This is a genomic window from Paenisporosarcina sp. P4_B8, assembly GCF_056402175.1.
The window spans coordinates 85,738-100,524 of record NZ_JBFUHX010000002.1 but is presented as its reverse complement, the minus strand read 5'-3'; the positions used below and the strand labels follow the sequence as shown (position 1 = coordinate 100,524).

At 38.7% G+C, this 14,787-nt stretch carries 13 protein-coding genes; 7 read left to right on the top strand and 6 right to left on the bottom strand.

Going from position 1 to position 14,787, the window contains the following annotated elements; genetic code table 11:
- Nucleotides 1–78: 78 nt before the first annotated feature.
- The 6 genes from AC1DSK_RS02540 to AC1DSK_RS02515 all read right to left on the bottom strand — a co-directional run bounded on the left by AC1DSK_RS02540 (nt 79) and on the right by AC1DSK_RS02515 (nt 7,067).
- A complete protein-coding gene (locus AC1DSK_RS02540) occupies nt 79–738 on the bottom strand; it encodes a potassium channel family protein (RefSeq protein ID WP_477546624.1) in 660 nt (219 codons plus the stop codon).
- A gap of 68 nt (nt 739–806) precedes the next feature.
- Nucleotides 807–2,615, bottom strand: coding sequence for an ABC transporter ATP-binding protein (locus tag AC1DSK_RS02535; RefSeq protein ID WP_477546625.1), 1,809 nt, complete (start codon nt 2,613–2,615; stop codon nt 807–809).
- A 15-nt stretch (nt 2,616–2,630) separates the two neighbouring features.
- Nucleotides 2,631–4,376, bottom strand: coding sequence for an ABC transporter ATP-binding protein (locus AC1DSK_RS02530; RefSeq protein ID WP_477546626.1), 1,746 nt, complete (start codon nt 4,374–4,376; stop codon nt 2,631–2,633).
- A 250-nt stretch (nt 4,377–4,626) separates the two neighbouring features.
- The gene (locus tag AC1DSK_RS02525) at nt 4,627–5,079 is read right to left on the bottom strand and encodes a TlpA family protein disulfide reductase (RefSeq protein ID WP_477546627.1); all 453 of its coding nucleotides are present in this window, start codon (nt 5,077–5,079) and stop codon (nt 4,627–4,629) included.
- Between the two features lie 125 nt (nt 5,080–5,204).
- Complete coding sequence (locus tag AC1DSK_RS02520) at nt 5,205–5,747, bottom strand: peroxiredoxin (RefSeq protein WP_016427841.1); 543 nt, start codon at nt 5,745–5,747, stop codon at nt 5,205–5,207.
- A gap of 1,047 nt (nt 5,748–6,794) precedes the next feature.
- Nucleotides 6,795–7,067, bottom strand: coding sequence for a hypothetical protein (locus AC1DSK_RS02515; RefSeq protein ID WP_016427842.1), 273 nt, complete (start codon nt 7,065–7,067; stop codon nt 6,795–6,797).
- 69 nt (nt 7,068–7,136) lie between these two features.
- Between AC1DSK_RS02515 and AC1DSK_RS02510 the strand changes: the two genes are divergently transcribed.
- The 7 genes from AC1DSK_RS02510 to AC1DSK_RS02480 all read left to right on the top strand — a co-directional run bounded on the left by AC1DSK_RS02510 (nt 7,137) and on the right by AC1DSK_RS02480 (nt 14,424).
- Nucleotides 7,137–8,588, top strand: coding sequence for a magnesium transporter CorA family protein (locus tag AC1DSK_RS02510; RefSeq protein WP_477546628.1), 1,452 nt, complete (start codon nt 7,137–7,139; stop codon nt 8,586–8,588).
- A gap of 171 nt (nt 8,589–8,759) precedes the next feature.
- Nucleotides 8,760–9,299 carry a helix-turn-helix domain-containing protein gene (locus tag AC1DSK_RS02505; protein WP_477546629.1) on the top strand — a complete coding sequence of 180 codons (540 nt, stop codon included), beginning with the start codon at nt 8,760–8,762 and terminating at the stop codon, nt 9,297–9,299.
- A 15-nt stretch (nt 9,300–9,314) separates the two neighbouring features.
- Nucleotides 9,315–10,421 (top strand): ABC transporter ATP-binding protein, encoded by a 1,107-nt coding sequence (locus AC1DSK_RS02500; RefSeq protein ID WP_477532070.1) that lies wholly within the window; start codon nt 9,315–9,317, stop codon nt 10,419–10,421.
- Complete coding sequence (locus AC1DSK_RS02495) at nt 10,411–11,235, top strand: ABC transporter permease (RefSeq protein ID WP_477546630.1); 825 nt, start codon at nt 10,411–10,413, stop codon at nt 11,233–11,235. Before AC1DSK_RS02500 ends, AC1DSK_RS02495 begins: the two co-directional genes overlap by 11 nt.
- The gene (locus AC1DSK_RS02490) at nt 11,219–12,022 is read left to right on the top strand and encodes an ABC transporter permease (RefSeq protein WP_477546631.1); all 804 of its coding nucleotides are present in this window, start codon (nt 11,219–11,221) and stop codon (nt 12,020–12,022) included. Before AC1DSK_RS02495 ends, AC1DSK_RS02490 begins: the two co-directional genes overlap by 17 nt.
- Entirely contained in the window at nt 12,019–13,092 is a 1,074-nt protein-coding gene (locus AC1DSK_RS02485) for an ABC transporter substrate-binding protein (RefSeq protein WP_477546632.1), read from the top strand. Before AC1DSK_RS02490 ends, AC1DSK_RS02485 begins: the two co-directional genes overlap by 4 nt.
- Nucleotides 13,093–13,245: 153 nt before the next feature.
- Nucleotides 13,246–14,424 carry an MFS transporter gene (locus AC1DSK_RS02480; RefSeq protein WP_477546633.1) on the top strand — a complete coding sequence of 393 codons (1,179 nt, stop codon included), beginning with the start codon at nt 13,246–13,248 and terminating at the stop codon, nt 14,422–14,424.
- Nucleotides 14,425–14,787 lie beyond the last annotated feature (363 nt).

Below are 14,787 nucleotides of genomic sequence, written 5' to 3'. Positions count from 1 at the left end.
CTATTTTCTTCCAGCGCCTTCCGCTTTTCGTTATGTCTAGCTCCGGAGTCGAGCTAGCGCAGGCTTCTCCGCTTTTCTTTAATGCATTGCTTTCTTTTCAAAGCGGATAATATCTGCGTCTGCACCGATTACGATCAGTACATCATTGATTTTGATTTCTTCATCTGCTTGTGGAGAAACGAGAATATTAGCTCCCCGTTTAATCGCAACAATATTTATTCCATATTTCGCACGGATATCTAGATCAATTAAAGTAGAGCCAGCCAAGATTTCATTTGCTTTTATCTCCATAATTGAATGTTCTTCCGATAACTCCAAATAATCAAGTACATTATTTGTCATAATGTTGTTGGCAATTCGAATACCCATATCGCGTTCAGGATGGACCACTTGATCGGCACCGATTTTACGTAATACTTTTTCATGATAGTCATTTTGAGCTTTTACCGTGATTTTATTGACACCAATTTCCTTCAACATCAACGTTGTTAAAATACTGGATTGAATGTCCTCTCCAATCGCAACGATTACATGTTCAAAATTACGTATCCCAAGTGATTTCAAGACAGATTCATCTGTCGTATCTGCAACAATAGCTTGTGTCGCGATTGATGCAAATTCATCGACACGATCTGCAAACTTATCGATGGCCATAACATCTGCACCTTGTTCAATCAGCTCACGAACTATACTTCCACCAAATCGACCTAACCCAATAACTACGAATTCTTTCTTCATCTTTCAACCTCCGTTGCGGAACGAATGGTCATAGTGTATCACAACTTTAATAGACGCTCAAAATGTTTTTACGCTTCTCCAAATTGGGACATCACCAACTGGTGATAATGACCACGATCTTTCATTAAAGAATCATGATTCCCCGATTCCAAAACACGTCCATTTTCCAAAACAATAATCTGATTTGCTTCACGGATGGTAGAAAGTCGATGAGCAATCATGATCGCTGTCCGGTTTTTCAACAGCGTTCTTAACGCTTGTTGAATTTGAAGTTCTGTTTCCGTATCAATCGAAGCTGTTGCCTCATCCAGAATGATAATTCTTGGATTTGCAAGAAGTGCCCGTGCAAAAGATAACAATTGTCGTTCACCAACGGATAAAATATTTCCTCGCTCTTCCACTTCGGTATCATACCCATTCGATAAACGCTCGATGAAACGGTTTGCACCAACAGCTTCGGCTGCATTGATTACTTCTTCATCCGTAGCTTGTGGATTACCGAATCGAATATTATCCATGATGGAGCCTGAGAAAATAAACGTTTCCTGAAGCACAATGCTGATTTGTTCTCGCAATGCACTCAGTGATAAATCACGGATATCCATTCCATCCATTTTCACCACACCAGAAGTTGGATCGTAAAAACGTGAAACCAGATTGGCAATTGTTGTTTTACCAGATCCCGTATGACCAACCAGGGCAACCGTCTCCCCTGCCTTCATTTCAAGAGAAATTCCTTTTAAAGCTAAACGGTCTTTTTCATAACCGAATTGAACATTTTCAAATTCGATATGACCTTGTAATTGATTAATTTTAGTTGGATTTGCTTTTTCATGTACCAAAGGCTGCTCATCCAAGAATTCGAAAATTCGTTCAGAGGACGCCATCCCCATCAGTAATTGGTTATATATCTGCCCTAAACGTGAAATTGGCTCCCAGAACATGCCGAGGTAAAAGGCAAATGCGACGAATGCACCAAGGTCAAGCTGGTCATTTTGGATTAAATATGCACCATACAAAATCAGAACAACCGAACCAACGGCATTCGTCATTTCCACGAACGGTCGGAACATAGAATTCTTTTTAGTGGCTACACGCCAAGATTCAAAACTTTCTTCATTAATTCCATTAAAGAACGCCATGTTTTCATTTTCCTGTGTGAATGATTGAGTAATTCGCATTCCTTGAATGCTTTCATTCAGATGGGAATTGATTTTCGCTTGTTTCATCCGCACATCCTGCCATGAGCGACGGATGTTTTTACGCAGCGTCGTTGAGATGAAAAACATCAGGGGCAAGATGACCAGAACTGCTAAAGCAAGTGGTGGACTGAGCGTAAACAGGATGATAAGTACCCCTATAAGAAGTAGTAAATCCATCAATAGATTGATAACACCATTTGTAAACAACTCTTGCAGCGAGTTTATATCGTTCATTATTCTGACGAGTATTGAGCCGGCTGAACGTTGATCGAAGAAACGATGCGAGAGCCATTGAACATGCGTAAACAAATGTTTACGCAAATCGTATATTACATTTTGACCGAGTTCATTCATCCACCTTATTCTGAAACGATTCGCAACAGTGTTGACAATATATAATCCGGCAATAGTACTGACCACCACCCATAGCATTTGAGCATCTTTGTTTTCCAATGCTTGGTCAATGGCATACTCACCTATCAGAATAGGGATGATAAGCCGAATCAGCGTGGTAATTGTTACAGCAATAAAAGCCTTTGGCAATAATGTTTTTGCATAAGGTTTCACATACGTAAAGAGTCGAGCGAGTTGGGACCAGTTAAACGGTGCATCAATTACATCATCCGAAGAGTAGCGGAATCGTTTTAATACACTAGGATTGATTTGTTTAGTCATTGTGATTCCGCCTTTCTATGCATAAATATTTTCAAGTTGGTCTTTGTATTGAATTTCATAAATCCGTTTATACAAACCTTGTTGTTTTATCAATTGATCATGCGTACCTCTCTGAACAATCTTCCCATGCTCAAATACAATTAACTCATCCGCATGTTTCACAGATGAAATCCTGTGAGCAATAATAAACGTTGTACGACCTTTCATCACTTCTTCCATAGCCTTTTGAATGTGAAGTTCCGTTTTCATATCTACGGCACTTGTTGCATCATCTAGCACTAAAATTGCAGGATTTTGGCATAATGCCCGAGCGATAGCAATTCTTTGTTTTTGCCCGCCTGATAAACCGAGTCCCCGCTCCCCTAACATCGTGTCATAGGTTTCAGGTAGCTCCATTATAAAATCATGGGCATTGGCACGTTTAGCTGCATCGATGATTTCATCCATCGTTGCATCAGGACGACCATATGAAATATTGGCTTTAATCGAAGATGAAAATAAAAATGATTCTTGAAGAACAAAGCCAATGTTAGAGCGCAGTGAGGTAAGTGAATATTCATCGACAGCAATGCCATCAATTTTTACTGTTCCCGTTGTCGGTTCGTAAAAACGCGTTAACAGTTGTGTTAAACTCGTTTTGCCTGAACCCGTTGCACCTATTAACCCAACCCGTTTTCCAGCCTCCACTTTCAAATTCACTTCTTCAAGAGCTAATTGATCTTCTTCACGATATTGAAGTGTGACATTATCAAACGCTACATGTCCTTTCATTCTTGAACCATCGATTGCATTTTCTTTGGATGTAATCGGTTCGGGTGCTTCCAGCACTTCCAATAAACGCTCTCCGGATGCTTTAGATTGAGAGAAAAGATTGACCGTGAAACCTAAGTTCATAATCGGAAAAATAATGTAACCCAATAAGCTGTAGAATGCCACTAAACGTCCAACACTTAATTGACCTTCCATAACTAGGAAGCCCCCGTAGCCGAATAAGAAGACCACACTGATATTTCCGAGGAATTCCATCACAGGAAAGTACTTTGCCCAGATTTCAGTTGTAAATAAATATCGATCTTTATAGTCGCCGTTTGAATTGTTAAATTTGTTAATTTGGAACGATTCACGGGAAAGTGACTTCACTGTATGAATCCCGCTTATGTTTTCTTGAACATTCGTATTTAATTTACCGAATGATTTACGGATGTCCCTGAAAGCCGGATGCACCAATTTATCGAATCGTAGCACTGCTACAACTAATAAAGGCATGGCAGCCATCGACACAAATGTTAATGAAACTGAATAATAAAACATAACGCAAAGCGAAACGGATACTAAAAACACCAAACGGAACAACTCAACGAATCCGAACGATAAGAAGAACCTGAATCCTTCTACGTCAGCTGTCAGTCGGGACATCAAGTCTCCCGTTTTTGCATTATCGTAATACGAGAATGGCAAACGTTGCAATTTAGCATATAACGCATTTCGCAATTCATAGACCGAGCGAATTCCGAACATATCCCCCGTGTATTGCCCAATGTACGTGGCAATTCCTTTGATAATCATAAGACCCATGAAAATCCCAGCAAGTTTCCATGCCAAATCATATTCCTGCCCCTTAATTACACGGTCAATGGTTTGTTGCAAGATGATTGGATAGGCAACTGTAATTAACAAGGTGACCAAGAGCATGAACAAGGACCAAAAGAATAAATGTTTATTTGGCCAGTAATACTCTTTCAATTTTTTGAAAATTCCCAAGTTGTTTCCCCCTAATTCGAAAGACATAGTATTTAATATATCGGATTCCGAAATAAATGACTACCCCCTTTTGACTGATATTTTACAAAACTTTAAATTTTCTTTTTTATCGTCCGGATTATCATTATCAAATTTTCGGAATAGGACATCATTCCCAATAAAAAAAAGTGCTCAACATAAAAGAATTACCAGGATCTTTAAATCCCTGAATTCGATTATACTGAGCACTTCTTTATTCAATTAAAATGGATTAAGAATTACGCATTTCATCTAACACGCGGTTGACACGTTTTTCAAGCATTTTCATTCCACTACCACCCGCTTGGAAATGACGCAGTTGACCATCTTTATCAAATACGTAGTATGCAGGTACATATTGATTATCAAAAGCATCGGTTAATTTCATGTCACTGTCGACAAAAATTGGTTGTTTGATATCGTGTTCTGCAGCATTCTTCTTGATATCTGCTAGGTCCATATCTTTCTCTGAACGTGGCATATGGACTGCTAGTACATTCAATTCATCTTTATATTGATCACGGAAAGCATTTACTTCTGGCATTGCCTCTTTACATAGTCCACAGCTTACAGACCAGAAATGAATAAGTGTTGGCTTGTCGCCAATCAATTGTTTTTTATCAACTTTTCCATTGAGCCATGCAGTAGCACCTGTTAAGTCAGGCATTGGTGAACGTAATTTCATTGTATTTCCTCCTCAATGATACATGTAAAAATTCCCCACTGCGTATCGTATGCGTGGGGAATCGTGGGTGTCTAATTAATCTAGTGTATTGACAAAGGCAAAATTCATGAGCCCCATTCAATCAATTAAAGAGTTTTTTGTCCTGGACGCCAGTTTGCTGGGCAAAGACCACCAGTTTGAAGAGCTTGTAATACGCGAAGAGTTTCATCCACGTCGCGACCAATGTTATTGTGGAACACTGTTTGATATTGCATTTCACCTTCAGGGTTTACGATGAATAATCCACGAAGAGCAATACCTTCTTCTTCAATCAATACACCATATTCACGTGATACCACATGGTTAGTGTCTGCAGCCAATGGATATTTCAATTCGCCTAAGCCGTTGTCTTGACGAGCTGTGTTAATCCAAGCTAAATGAGTGTGGATAGTATCTGTAGAAACACCGATAATTTCAGCGTCTAAATCTTCAAATTCATCATAGCGGTCTGACATTGCTGTGATTTCAGTTGGACATACAAAAGTGAAATCCATTGGATAAAAGAACAAAACTGTCCATTTGTCTTGCTTCATGTTTTCTTCCAAGCTTACTTTACCGAAAGACTTATCTGCTAGCACTGCGTCCATTGTAAAATGGGGTGCTTGTTTACCTACCATACGTTCAGTCATGTGAAAACCTCCAAGAAGTATTTATCTGCTAACGAATTGTATTCGTTATTAGCACATTTTAAAGAATAACAAAGTCCCTGCTGCAAATCAATTTATCGGCTTTCAACTAGCAAAAGGAAAAATTTTTTACGTCTAATTCGTGACGAATGCTTAGTATGTTCACCTTGAGATAATCTATTCAAAGAAGAAAGTAGAAAACTTTAATCAGCTTGTTGACAAAAGAATAATAATTAATATAAAAGTATAAAAATTGAGTTCTTATTTTTTGCACTCTATCGAAAAAGATTGTGGCCGGCTTTTTCTTTCGCTTTCCGCGGACGAAACGCTAGTCTCCTCGGCTCAGCTGTCTATGACAGCTGAGCCTGTGGGGTCTAGCTTGWTTCGTTTTTCCGCAGGAGTCTTCAGAAATAGCCAACCACCTTCCAACTTTAAAATTTTGCAGAGACACGCTTACAGAAGCAATTTCTTTTGATTGGAGTGGAGGCGGCGACTTCAGCGGGAACAGCACGAGCTGAAGACCCCGCAGGAACGTAGTGACGAGGAGACTGAAGCCGTGCCCGCGAAACGCGTCCGCCGTAATGGAAATCAACATTTTCTTGCATAGGCTCTTTTTCAATAGTATTCAGTTATATTCACTCATTTTTTTGTTTGTCTACAGTCTGCTTTAATATCTTTATCTTAAATTAAGGATCTAAAATTATCCTGTTCTTTATCGTATATTTGTGCTTGCCGCATGTGAAACATGAGCCGACAAATATGAAATTTGTGATCTCATTCATCACACTTAATAGGCTTGCCTGGCGCAAGTGCGCTCTCTTTGGAGCAACTTTCGTGATTTTGGAGCAACTAACCTATTTTCTACTATATTGTATTTACACAGTACGAGTGAGGAGGCTTGCAAGTCCGTCCACGGAAATAGAGCCGATTCCATTCTTTCTTTATAGCATATACGGTTGTTATCCTATATTTGCGCTAGGTGCAAATGCACACTGCGTTTTTCATTCAAAGTATCAACAGGTTTAGTCAAAAAAAAGACCCTCAGCAACCTTATGTTAAAGGTCGTTTAGGTCGCAATTCACAATATTCACAAGTTGGATCTGTGCATGCTTCTTCTCTCCATGCATTGCAAGATTCGCAGTAACAAGCATCATATTCATCATGATAGGACAAAGGTTCAAAACAATCATTGCAATAATCTACGATTTCATCATTGGCAATAACACGGTTTTTCACCAATAGAAAGGTGCCTTCAATTTGTTTTTGTGATTTTTTATTTTGTCTTGCTTTAGGATCCAAAAATAACATCATGGTTCTTCCCATAAACGTCACTCCTTCCGTGTTTCATGTTAACATATATATATGAAAGAAAAAATAGTGGAGGTCTTGAAAATGGATTCAACTGCCAAAATACATCCTCTAACTTTGAAGCAGGCTTACATGTCTTTTCTTTTTCCATTTTCATTCCATGAAAAAGAGCGGGAAAATCTTGCGGATCATTTACGAAAAAACCATTTCACCTTCTTTTCATTAAATCAAAAAGACTTACAGAATGGGTTTTATGGTGAAGGTATTGAAGTAAAACATGAAGAACTGGATCAATATTTTTTACCGTTTCTTGAACGAAAACTATTTCCAAAGCGCACTGATCAACAAGGTTTTCTTCGATTCTCGAAGAAAATCAATGAATCGTTCAATTTGGATGTTCATGATACATCGTTTTCTTTTTTGGTGAACAGTATTGATGTCATGATCTGCCCTTTTGGCATAGGTCTCATAACCATTCGGACAGAGATGAATAACGAACTAGAAGAATTATGTGAAGTGCTAGATTATATGAATCATTTTCGAGTGTTGGAACCTAAGCTCGATGAAGAAAAAGGGGCTACAATTCGAAAAGGGGATCGTGAATTCAACACGACAAATGAATTTGTATTTAGTTACCTGTGTCCTTCCCTTAAAGCCTACATCATTCATGACGATAAACGGTCAGGATACTTTGGAAGCCTTCCCTTCTTTGAAGATGAACGAATGCTTTCTTCAGGTTTTTTCATTGCGGACGGTGAAGATCCGATAAGTGGGGACCACTTATTTCGAATGGGTCAGTTGGATGGAAAAAATCCGGAAGGGCGTCCCTTCATGTCGAGTACAAATGCCGAGTATATCGAGCGTTACGTACAAAATCATGTGCATGACCGTTGGGCACCCGATTCTTATACGGTTACTTCAGATCATGCCCAAATCACGATTTCAAATAAATCACGAGAACAACTGGCGAGACCACTATCCCAATTCATGGGAACGCATCACTATAATTTACTACTTCATTATTTTTACAAAATCATGTTGTTGCGTATGTCATTTGAGTATAGTGAGATACAGTGGGAACAGGACGGAGATTATGTGGAAGAGTTGATTGAACTGATATCAAAGTTCTCTTCTAGGTATTATTTCGGAGAAGTTTCTGCACGTACAGAAGGAAAAGAATTAACCAGGACATACCGTGATACGTTTCATTTGAATTCTTTATATGAAGAAGTTAAACAAACATTGCACGAGCTTTATCGTGCCCAAGAAAATCAATCAAATAAACGCCATAATATGTTGTTATTCATGCTTACCGTCTTTACAGTAGTTTCCGGTATTTACGGAATGAATTTGGTCATCGAAGATTGGAAAGGAAAAACAGATTGGTCGAAGGTCCCTGGCTACTCATTTTTCGAATGGATCTCACTCATTACCGCTTTGGCTGGTATTTCACTATCAGCAATCTTATTGGCTACAACAGGCGGAAAAGGTCTTTGGAAGAAATTCAGAAAATGGAAACGCGATCAATACAGATAACTCATTAATTCACTTCTCATCTTATGATGGGAAGTTTTTTTATAAATAGACTTGAAAAAATTGGTGGATTTTGTATAATAAAAGACGTTTATAGTAAACTTAAAGTATTGTGATAGTAAACTTACATAAACATTGGTTGCTATTAATCACACCTGCGAGGAGCATCTCTTTATGCAAATTGGAAACAAAATTAAGAGTTTGCGCATCAAGAAAAGGTTAACTCAGGAAGAATTAGGGGAACGTACCGATTTGAGTAAAGGCTACATTTCACAACTGGAGCGAAATTTGAATTCCCCATCAATTGAAACGCTTTTTACTTTACTGGAAGTGCTCGGATCTAAACCGAAAGATTTCTTTGATGATGAAAAAAATCAACGCGTTGTGTATTTGGAAGAAGACCAAACCGTTTATTGCGATGAAGACAAGAAGTATCAAATTCGGTGGCTTGTCCCTGAATCAAACGACAAAGAAATGGAACCGGTTCTCGTGAAATTTTTTGAAGAAGGGGAATATAAGCAATTCGAACCTTCTTTATCAGAAACTTTTATGTATGTCTTAACAGGCAATATACGTCTCGTTCTTGGATCGCATGAATTTTACGCAAAAGAAGGACAATCCCTATACTTTGAAGCTTCAGATCATCATCAATTATCCAATCACCACAACGGGGAATCAGAAATATTAATTGTTGTTACACATTCTTACTTATAAATCAGGAGGTCAATCATGACAGACACTACGATTATCCGCTTTGACAACGTCACAAAATCATACGACAGCGCGACACCTGTGTTAAACAATGTGAGCTTTGAGATTGAACGTGGAAAATTTTATACATTACTCGGTCCTTCCGGCTGTGGAAAAACGACGATATTGCGATTGATTGCCGGATTCATGGAACCGACCAGCGGCGAAATATATTTCAATGGCAAAAAAATCAACCATGTGCCTGCAAATGAACGACAAGTCAACACTGTTTTCCAAGACTATGCCCTCTTCCCTCACTTAAATGTATTTGAGAATGTGGCATTTGGATTACGTATCAAGAAGTTAAAAAAAGACGAGATTAATCGTCGAGTATTAGAAGCTCTTAAGTTTGTTAATTTAGTAGGATATGAGAACCGTGAAATTGTCGAAATGTCTGGCGGACAAAAACAACGTGTGGCAATCGCACGCGCTATTGTAAATGATCCGGAAGTTATCTTACTCGACGAACCATTGTCTGCACTTGATTTGAAGTTGAGAACGGAAATGCAATATGAACTTCGTGAATTGCAACAGCGGCTCGGCAAGACCTTTATATTTGTTACACATGATCAGGAAGAAGCCTTGGCTATGTCAGATGAAATTTTTGTTATGAACGCAGGAGTCATTCAACAAAGCGGTACACCCATGGATATTTATGATGAACCCATCAACAGATTCGTGGCAGATTTCATTGGAGAATCCAATATCGTTCCAGGAGTGATGATTTCCGATTACCGTGTACAATTTGGCGGAAAAGAATTTGAATGTGCGGACAAAGGTTTGTCGTCGAACGAGAAAGTAGATATCGTCATCCGTCCGGAAGACTTGGAAATTACTACTGTTGATCGAGGAAAAATGACCGTTAAAGTAGACACACAATTATTCCGGGGAGTTCACTATGAATTATCCACCTTCGATAAAGAAGGCAACGAATGGCTCGTCCATTCGACTAAAAAGGCTGCAGTAGGGGAAGAAATCGGCTTGGATTTTGAACCGGAAGCGATTCATGTCATGCGTTTGAACGAAACAGAAGAAGAATTCGACAAGCGTCTAGAATCGTATGGAGAAGAGCACCATGCAAAATAACACAAATCGTTCCTATTATTTAGTTCCTTATATTGGCTGGATGCTGCTCTTTGTCATTGCACCAATTGTACTTGTTGTTTATTTTTCGTTGTTTGATTTACATGGGAATTTTTCATTCGTCAATTATCAGAATTTCTTTACCTCTGTATATTTGAAAATGACCTTGAGCTCGTTTTGGTATGCTTTTCTTATTACTGCTTTCACTTTAGTTATTGCATATCCCACTGCTTACTGGTTGACCAAAACAAAACATAAACAATTATGGTTACTGCTTATCATTATTCCTTCATGGATTAATCTGTTATTAAAAACATATGCCTTTATTGGGATTTTTGGTGTAATTGGTCCTATAAATAAACTATTCGACACATTGGGGATTGGCACAAAACAAATTCTCTATACTGATTTCAGTTTCATTTTCGTTTCAGTCTATATTTTTATTCCATTCATGATTTTACCAATTTTTAACTCTCTCGATAAAATGAATCATACGCTGATAGATGCCGCCCGCGACCTAGGCTCATCTACATGGACAACATTTACGAAAGTGATTTTCCCATTAACAATCAATGGTGTGAAATCTGGAATTCAGGCTGTATTTATTCCTTCCCTATCGTTATTTATGATTACCAGACTGATTGCTGGTAACAAGGTCATTACGCTTGGCACAGCGATCGAACAACAATTTTTAGTGACTCAAAATTGGGGAATGGGTTCGACCATTGCCGTATTCTTGATTTTATTTATGGTTATCATCATGATTTTAACTGGTCAAAAAGATAAGGGGGCGCTTTCAAATGGACAGATCAAGTAAATTATCAAAAGTTTATTTAGCACTTGTTTTTGTCATTTTGTATACGCCTATCTTTTACTTGATCTTTTACTCATTTAATAGTGGTGGTACCATGTCAAGTTTTAAATCCTTTACCTTTGAACACTATAAGGCAGTTTTTGCCGATACACGACTCATCATGATTCTGATTAATACGGTTATTGTTGCATTATTATCTGCACTCCTTTCCACTGCAATTGGGGTAATCGGTGCTATCGGTATAATATTTTTAAAAAACCGTAAATCCCGTAATGCACTGTTGTCCCTTAACAATGTGCTGGTTGTCAGCCCTGACGTAATCATAGGGGCATCATTCTTGATCTTATTTACAATGGTCGGAGTGAAATTGGGCTTTGCTTCGGTATTGATATCACATATCGCGTTTAGTGTCCCAATAGTGGTCATTATGGTCTTGCCAAAATTACAGGAAATGAGCAGCACTTTAATTGACGCAGCACTAGATCTAGGCGCTTCAAAACGTGATGTATTGAGCCGTGTAATCATTCCATATATTAAACCCGGGATATTTGCGGGATTCTTTTTGGCCCTGACATATTCACTTGATGATTTTGCCGTGACCTTCTTTGTAACGGGGAATGGTTTTTCCACCCTGTCCGTTGAAATATATTCCATGGCACGTGCAGGAATCACATTAACGATTAATGCTTTATCGGGTCTTTTGTTTATCGTTACACTACTATTGGTACTAGGTTATTACTTCGTGACGAATCGCACAAAAAACCCGCTTAGAACGGGGGTTCCTAAATGAAAGATATCATTCGTGCAGTTATAGCGATACTCATCATTTGCACAGTTTTGTTTTATGTCAATAACCAACTGAACAAATCAACAGGAAGAGCTGGAAGCGATACAATCAGCGTTTTCAACTGGGGAGAATATATTGACCCTGAACTCATCGAACGATTTGAAAAAGAAACAGGTATCACAGTTGTTTATGAAACATTTGAATCGAACGAAGCGATGATGACAAAAATCGAACAAGGTGGTACTTCGTATGATGTGGCCATGCCTTCCGAATATACGATTGAAAAAATGAAAGAAAGCGATTTATTAATTCCAATAGATCATAGTAAAATACCTAATTTATCAAACATAGACCCTTACTTCCTTGACTTACCTTTTGATCCCGGCAATGAATATTCCATTCCTTATTTTTGGGGAACAGTTGGAATCGCCTTCAATCCAAAACTGTTGGATGGTCAAACATTTGAAAGTTGGGAAGATCTGTGGGATCCATCTTTAAAGCAGGAAGTCATTTTAGTTGACGGTGCACGTGAAGTAATGGGTATGGGTTTGAATACTTTGGGATATTCACTCAATACAAAAGATGAGCACCAACTTCAAGAAGCGACGGATAAATTAAAAACCCTATCTCCCAATATTAAAGCCATTCTTGGTGATGAAATTGTGGAAACGATGCGACGCAGTGAAGCAGCTGTAGCTCTGGTGTGGTCAGGACAGGCTGCTGACATTATGTATGTTAATGAAGATATTGACTATGCTGTTCCTAAAGAAGGATCAAACTTATGGTTTGATAATATGGTTATTCCGAAAACGGCAGCGAACGTAGAAGGTGCTCATAAATTTATAAATTTCATGCTTGATCCAGAAGTAGCTGCGCAAAATGCAGATTATGTAGGATACTCGACACCTAATGAAAATGCCATTCCACTAATGGATCCTGAAGTAACAGGGGATGAGCGTTTTTATCCAACTAAAGAGATGCGGGAGCGTTTGGAAGTCTATAAAAACCTGGGATTGGAAACTCTCGGTAGGTACAATGAGTTGTTCTTGGAATTTAAGATGGATGCCCAGTAATCATTAAATCAACTCCCTTTTATAGAGATAAAACCTCTATTTGCTATACGAAACCTGCTCATTTTTGGGCAGGTTTTTGTAATGGCTTTTTATTAATTGTGTGTTAAAATTTTAGATACTCGAAACAGTTTGAGCAAGAAAGTAGGATGTATAATGGCAGGTAAATCAAATCGCTTTGCACTTTTTGTGCTGATGTTTAATATGTTCATTGCCATGTCAGGAATTGGCTTAATTATTCCAATAATGCCAGATTACTTGGAAACCTTTGGTGTGGCTGGTCAGGCACTTGGATTTTTGATCGCCATGTTTGCCTTTTCCCAATTTTTATTTTCTCCTTTAGCCGGAGACTTATCAGATAAATATGGTCGTAAGTATTTAATTATTGTTGGACTTGTCATTTTCGGTTTGTCTCAACTGATGTTCGGATTAGCGTCAGATTTATGGATTTTGTATTTGGCAAGGTTCTTTAGCGGTGTCGGTTCGGCGTTTATCGTTCCGCCAATGATGGCATTCGTCGCGGATATTACGACTGAAGAAGAGCGTGGAAAAGGAATGGGATTGCTTGGTGCTTCAATGTCCCTTGGCTTTATGATTGGGCCAGCAATCGGTGGCTTATTGGCAGAAGTAAGCCTTCGTTTTCCTTTTTATGTGGCAACGAGCGCAGCATTAGTGGCAGCAGTCATATCAATGTTTGTGTTACCTAAGACAGCACCAGCTGTTCAAACTGGTAAGCCAACTAAACGAGAGAACTTATTCAAACAAATGAAACATTCAACGACCACACCGTATTTTGTCATGTTAATCGTAATGTTTGTATTTTCATTTGGTCTAGCAAATTTTCAGTCAACGATTGCTTTATATGTGGATAAAAAATATGCATTTACCCCAGGTGAAATTGCCGTATTAATTACAGCAGGCGGCTTTGTAGGTGTTATTGTTCAGACATTTGTCATCAATAAACTATTCATGAAGTATGGCGAATTGAAAGTGATTCTAGTGAATCTACTTGTGTCTGCTCTTGCTATGATTTCCGTGCTATTTGTTGATGGTTTCTGGCCGATTTTGATTGTGTCGAGTGTATTCTTTACAGCCGCTTCATTGTTGAGACCTGCATTGAATACACTGATTTCGAAACAGGCTGGAACTGAACAAGGTTTTGCAGCAGGTATGAATAATGCTTATATGAGCTTAGGAAATATGGTCGGTCCGGCCTTGGCTGGAATTTTGTTCGACATCAACATGAACTTCCCTTATATGGCCGGCACGCTTATATTGATTGTTTGCTTCTTCATCGCTTCTCTTACCCAGCGAAAATCGGCAGTTGTCATTTAATAAATTGGTTCTGTTTAACGATATTGTTAATCAGTAAGGGAATCATCTATAAACATCTGCTCCTGCATCGCTATGCTAGCTTCGTCGCAAAGATTATACCAATGCTCCTGTTTCTGCATCGCTGCGCTAACTTCGTCGCAAAGACTAGACCAATGCTCCTGCATCGCTGCGCTAGCTTCGTCGCAAAGACTAGACCAATGCTCCTGTTTCTGCATCGCTACGCTAGCTTCGAAACATGAAAGTACGTTGCATCGCTATGCTAGCTTCGTCGCAAAGATTAGACCAATGCTCCTGTTTCTGCATCGCTACGCTAGCTTCGAAACATGAAAGTACGTTGCATCGCTACGCTAACTTCTTCGCAAA

Coding starts and splice junctions, on each gene's coding strand:
- AC1DSK_RS02515 (WP_016427842.1), bottom strand. CDS start 7,067: ATGGGAAGAACCATGATGTTATTTTTGGATCCTAAAGCAAGACAAAAT.
- AC1DSK_RS02535 (WP_477546625.1), bottom strand. CDS start 2,615: ATGACTAAACAAATCAATCCTAGTGTATTAAAACGATTCCGCTACTCT.
- AC1DSK_RS02480 (WP_477546633.1), top strand. CDS start 13,246: ATGGCAGGTAAATCAAATCGCTTTGCACTTTTTGTGCTGATGTTTAAT.
- AC1DSK_RS02500 (WP_477532070.1), top strand. CDS start 9,315: ATGACAGACACTACGATTATCCGCTTTGACAACGTCACAAAATCATAC.
- AC1DSK_RS02495 (WP_477546630.1), top strand. CDS start 10,411: ATGCAAAATAACACAAATCGTTCCTATTATTTAGTTCCTTATATTGGC.
- AC1DSK_RS02505 (WP_477546629.1), top strand. CDS start 8,760: ATGCAAATTGGAAACAAAATTAAGAGTTTGCGCATCAAGAAAAGGTTA.
- AC1DSK_RS02485 (WP_477546632.1), top strand. CDS start 12,019: ATGAAAGATATCATTCGTGCAGTTATAGCGATACTCATCATTTGCACA.
- AC1DSK_RS02540 (WP_477546624.1), bottom strand. CDS start 738: ATGAAGAAAGAATTCGTAGTTATTGGGTTAGGTCGATTTGGTGGAAGT.
- AC1DSK_RS02520 (WP_016427841.1), bottom strand. CDS start 5,747: ATGACTGAACGTATGGTAGGTAAACAAGCACCCCATTTTACAATGGAC.
- AC1DSK_RS02490 (WP_477546631.1), top strand. CDS start 11,219: ATGGACAGATCAAGTAAATTATCAAAAGTTTATTTAGCACTTGTTTTT.
- AC1DSK_RS02525 (WP_477546627.1), bottom strand. CDS start 5,079: ATGAAATTACGTTCACCAATGCCTGACTTAACAGGTGCTACTGCATGG.
- AC1DSK_RS02510 (WP_477546628.1), top strand. CDS start 7,137: ATGGATTCAACTGCCAAAATACATCCTCTAACTTTGAAGCAGGCTTAC.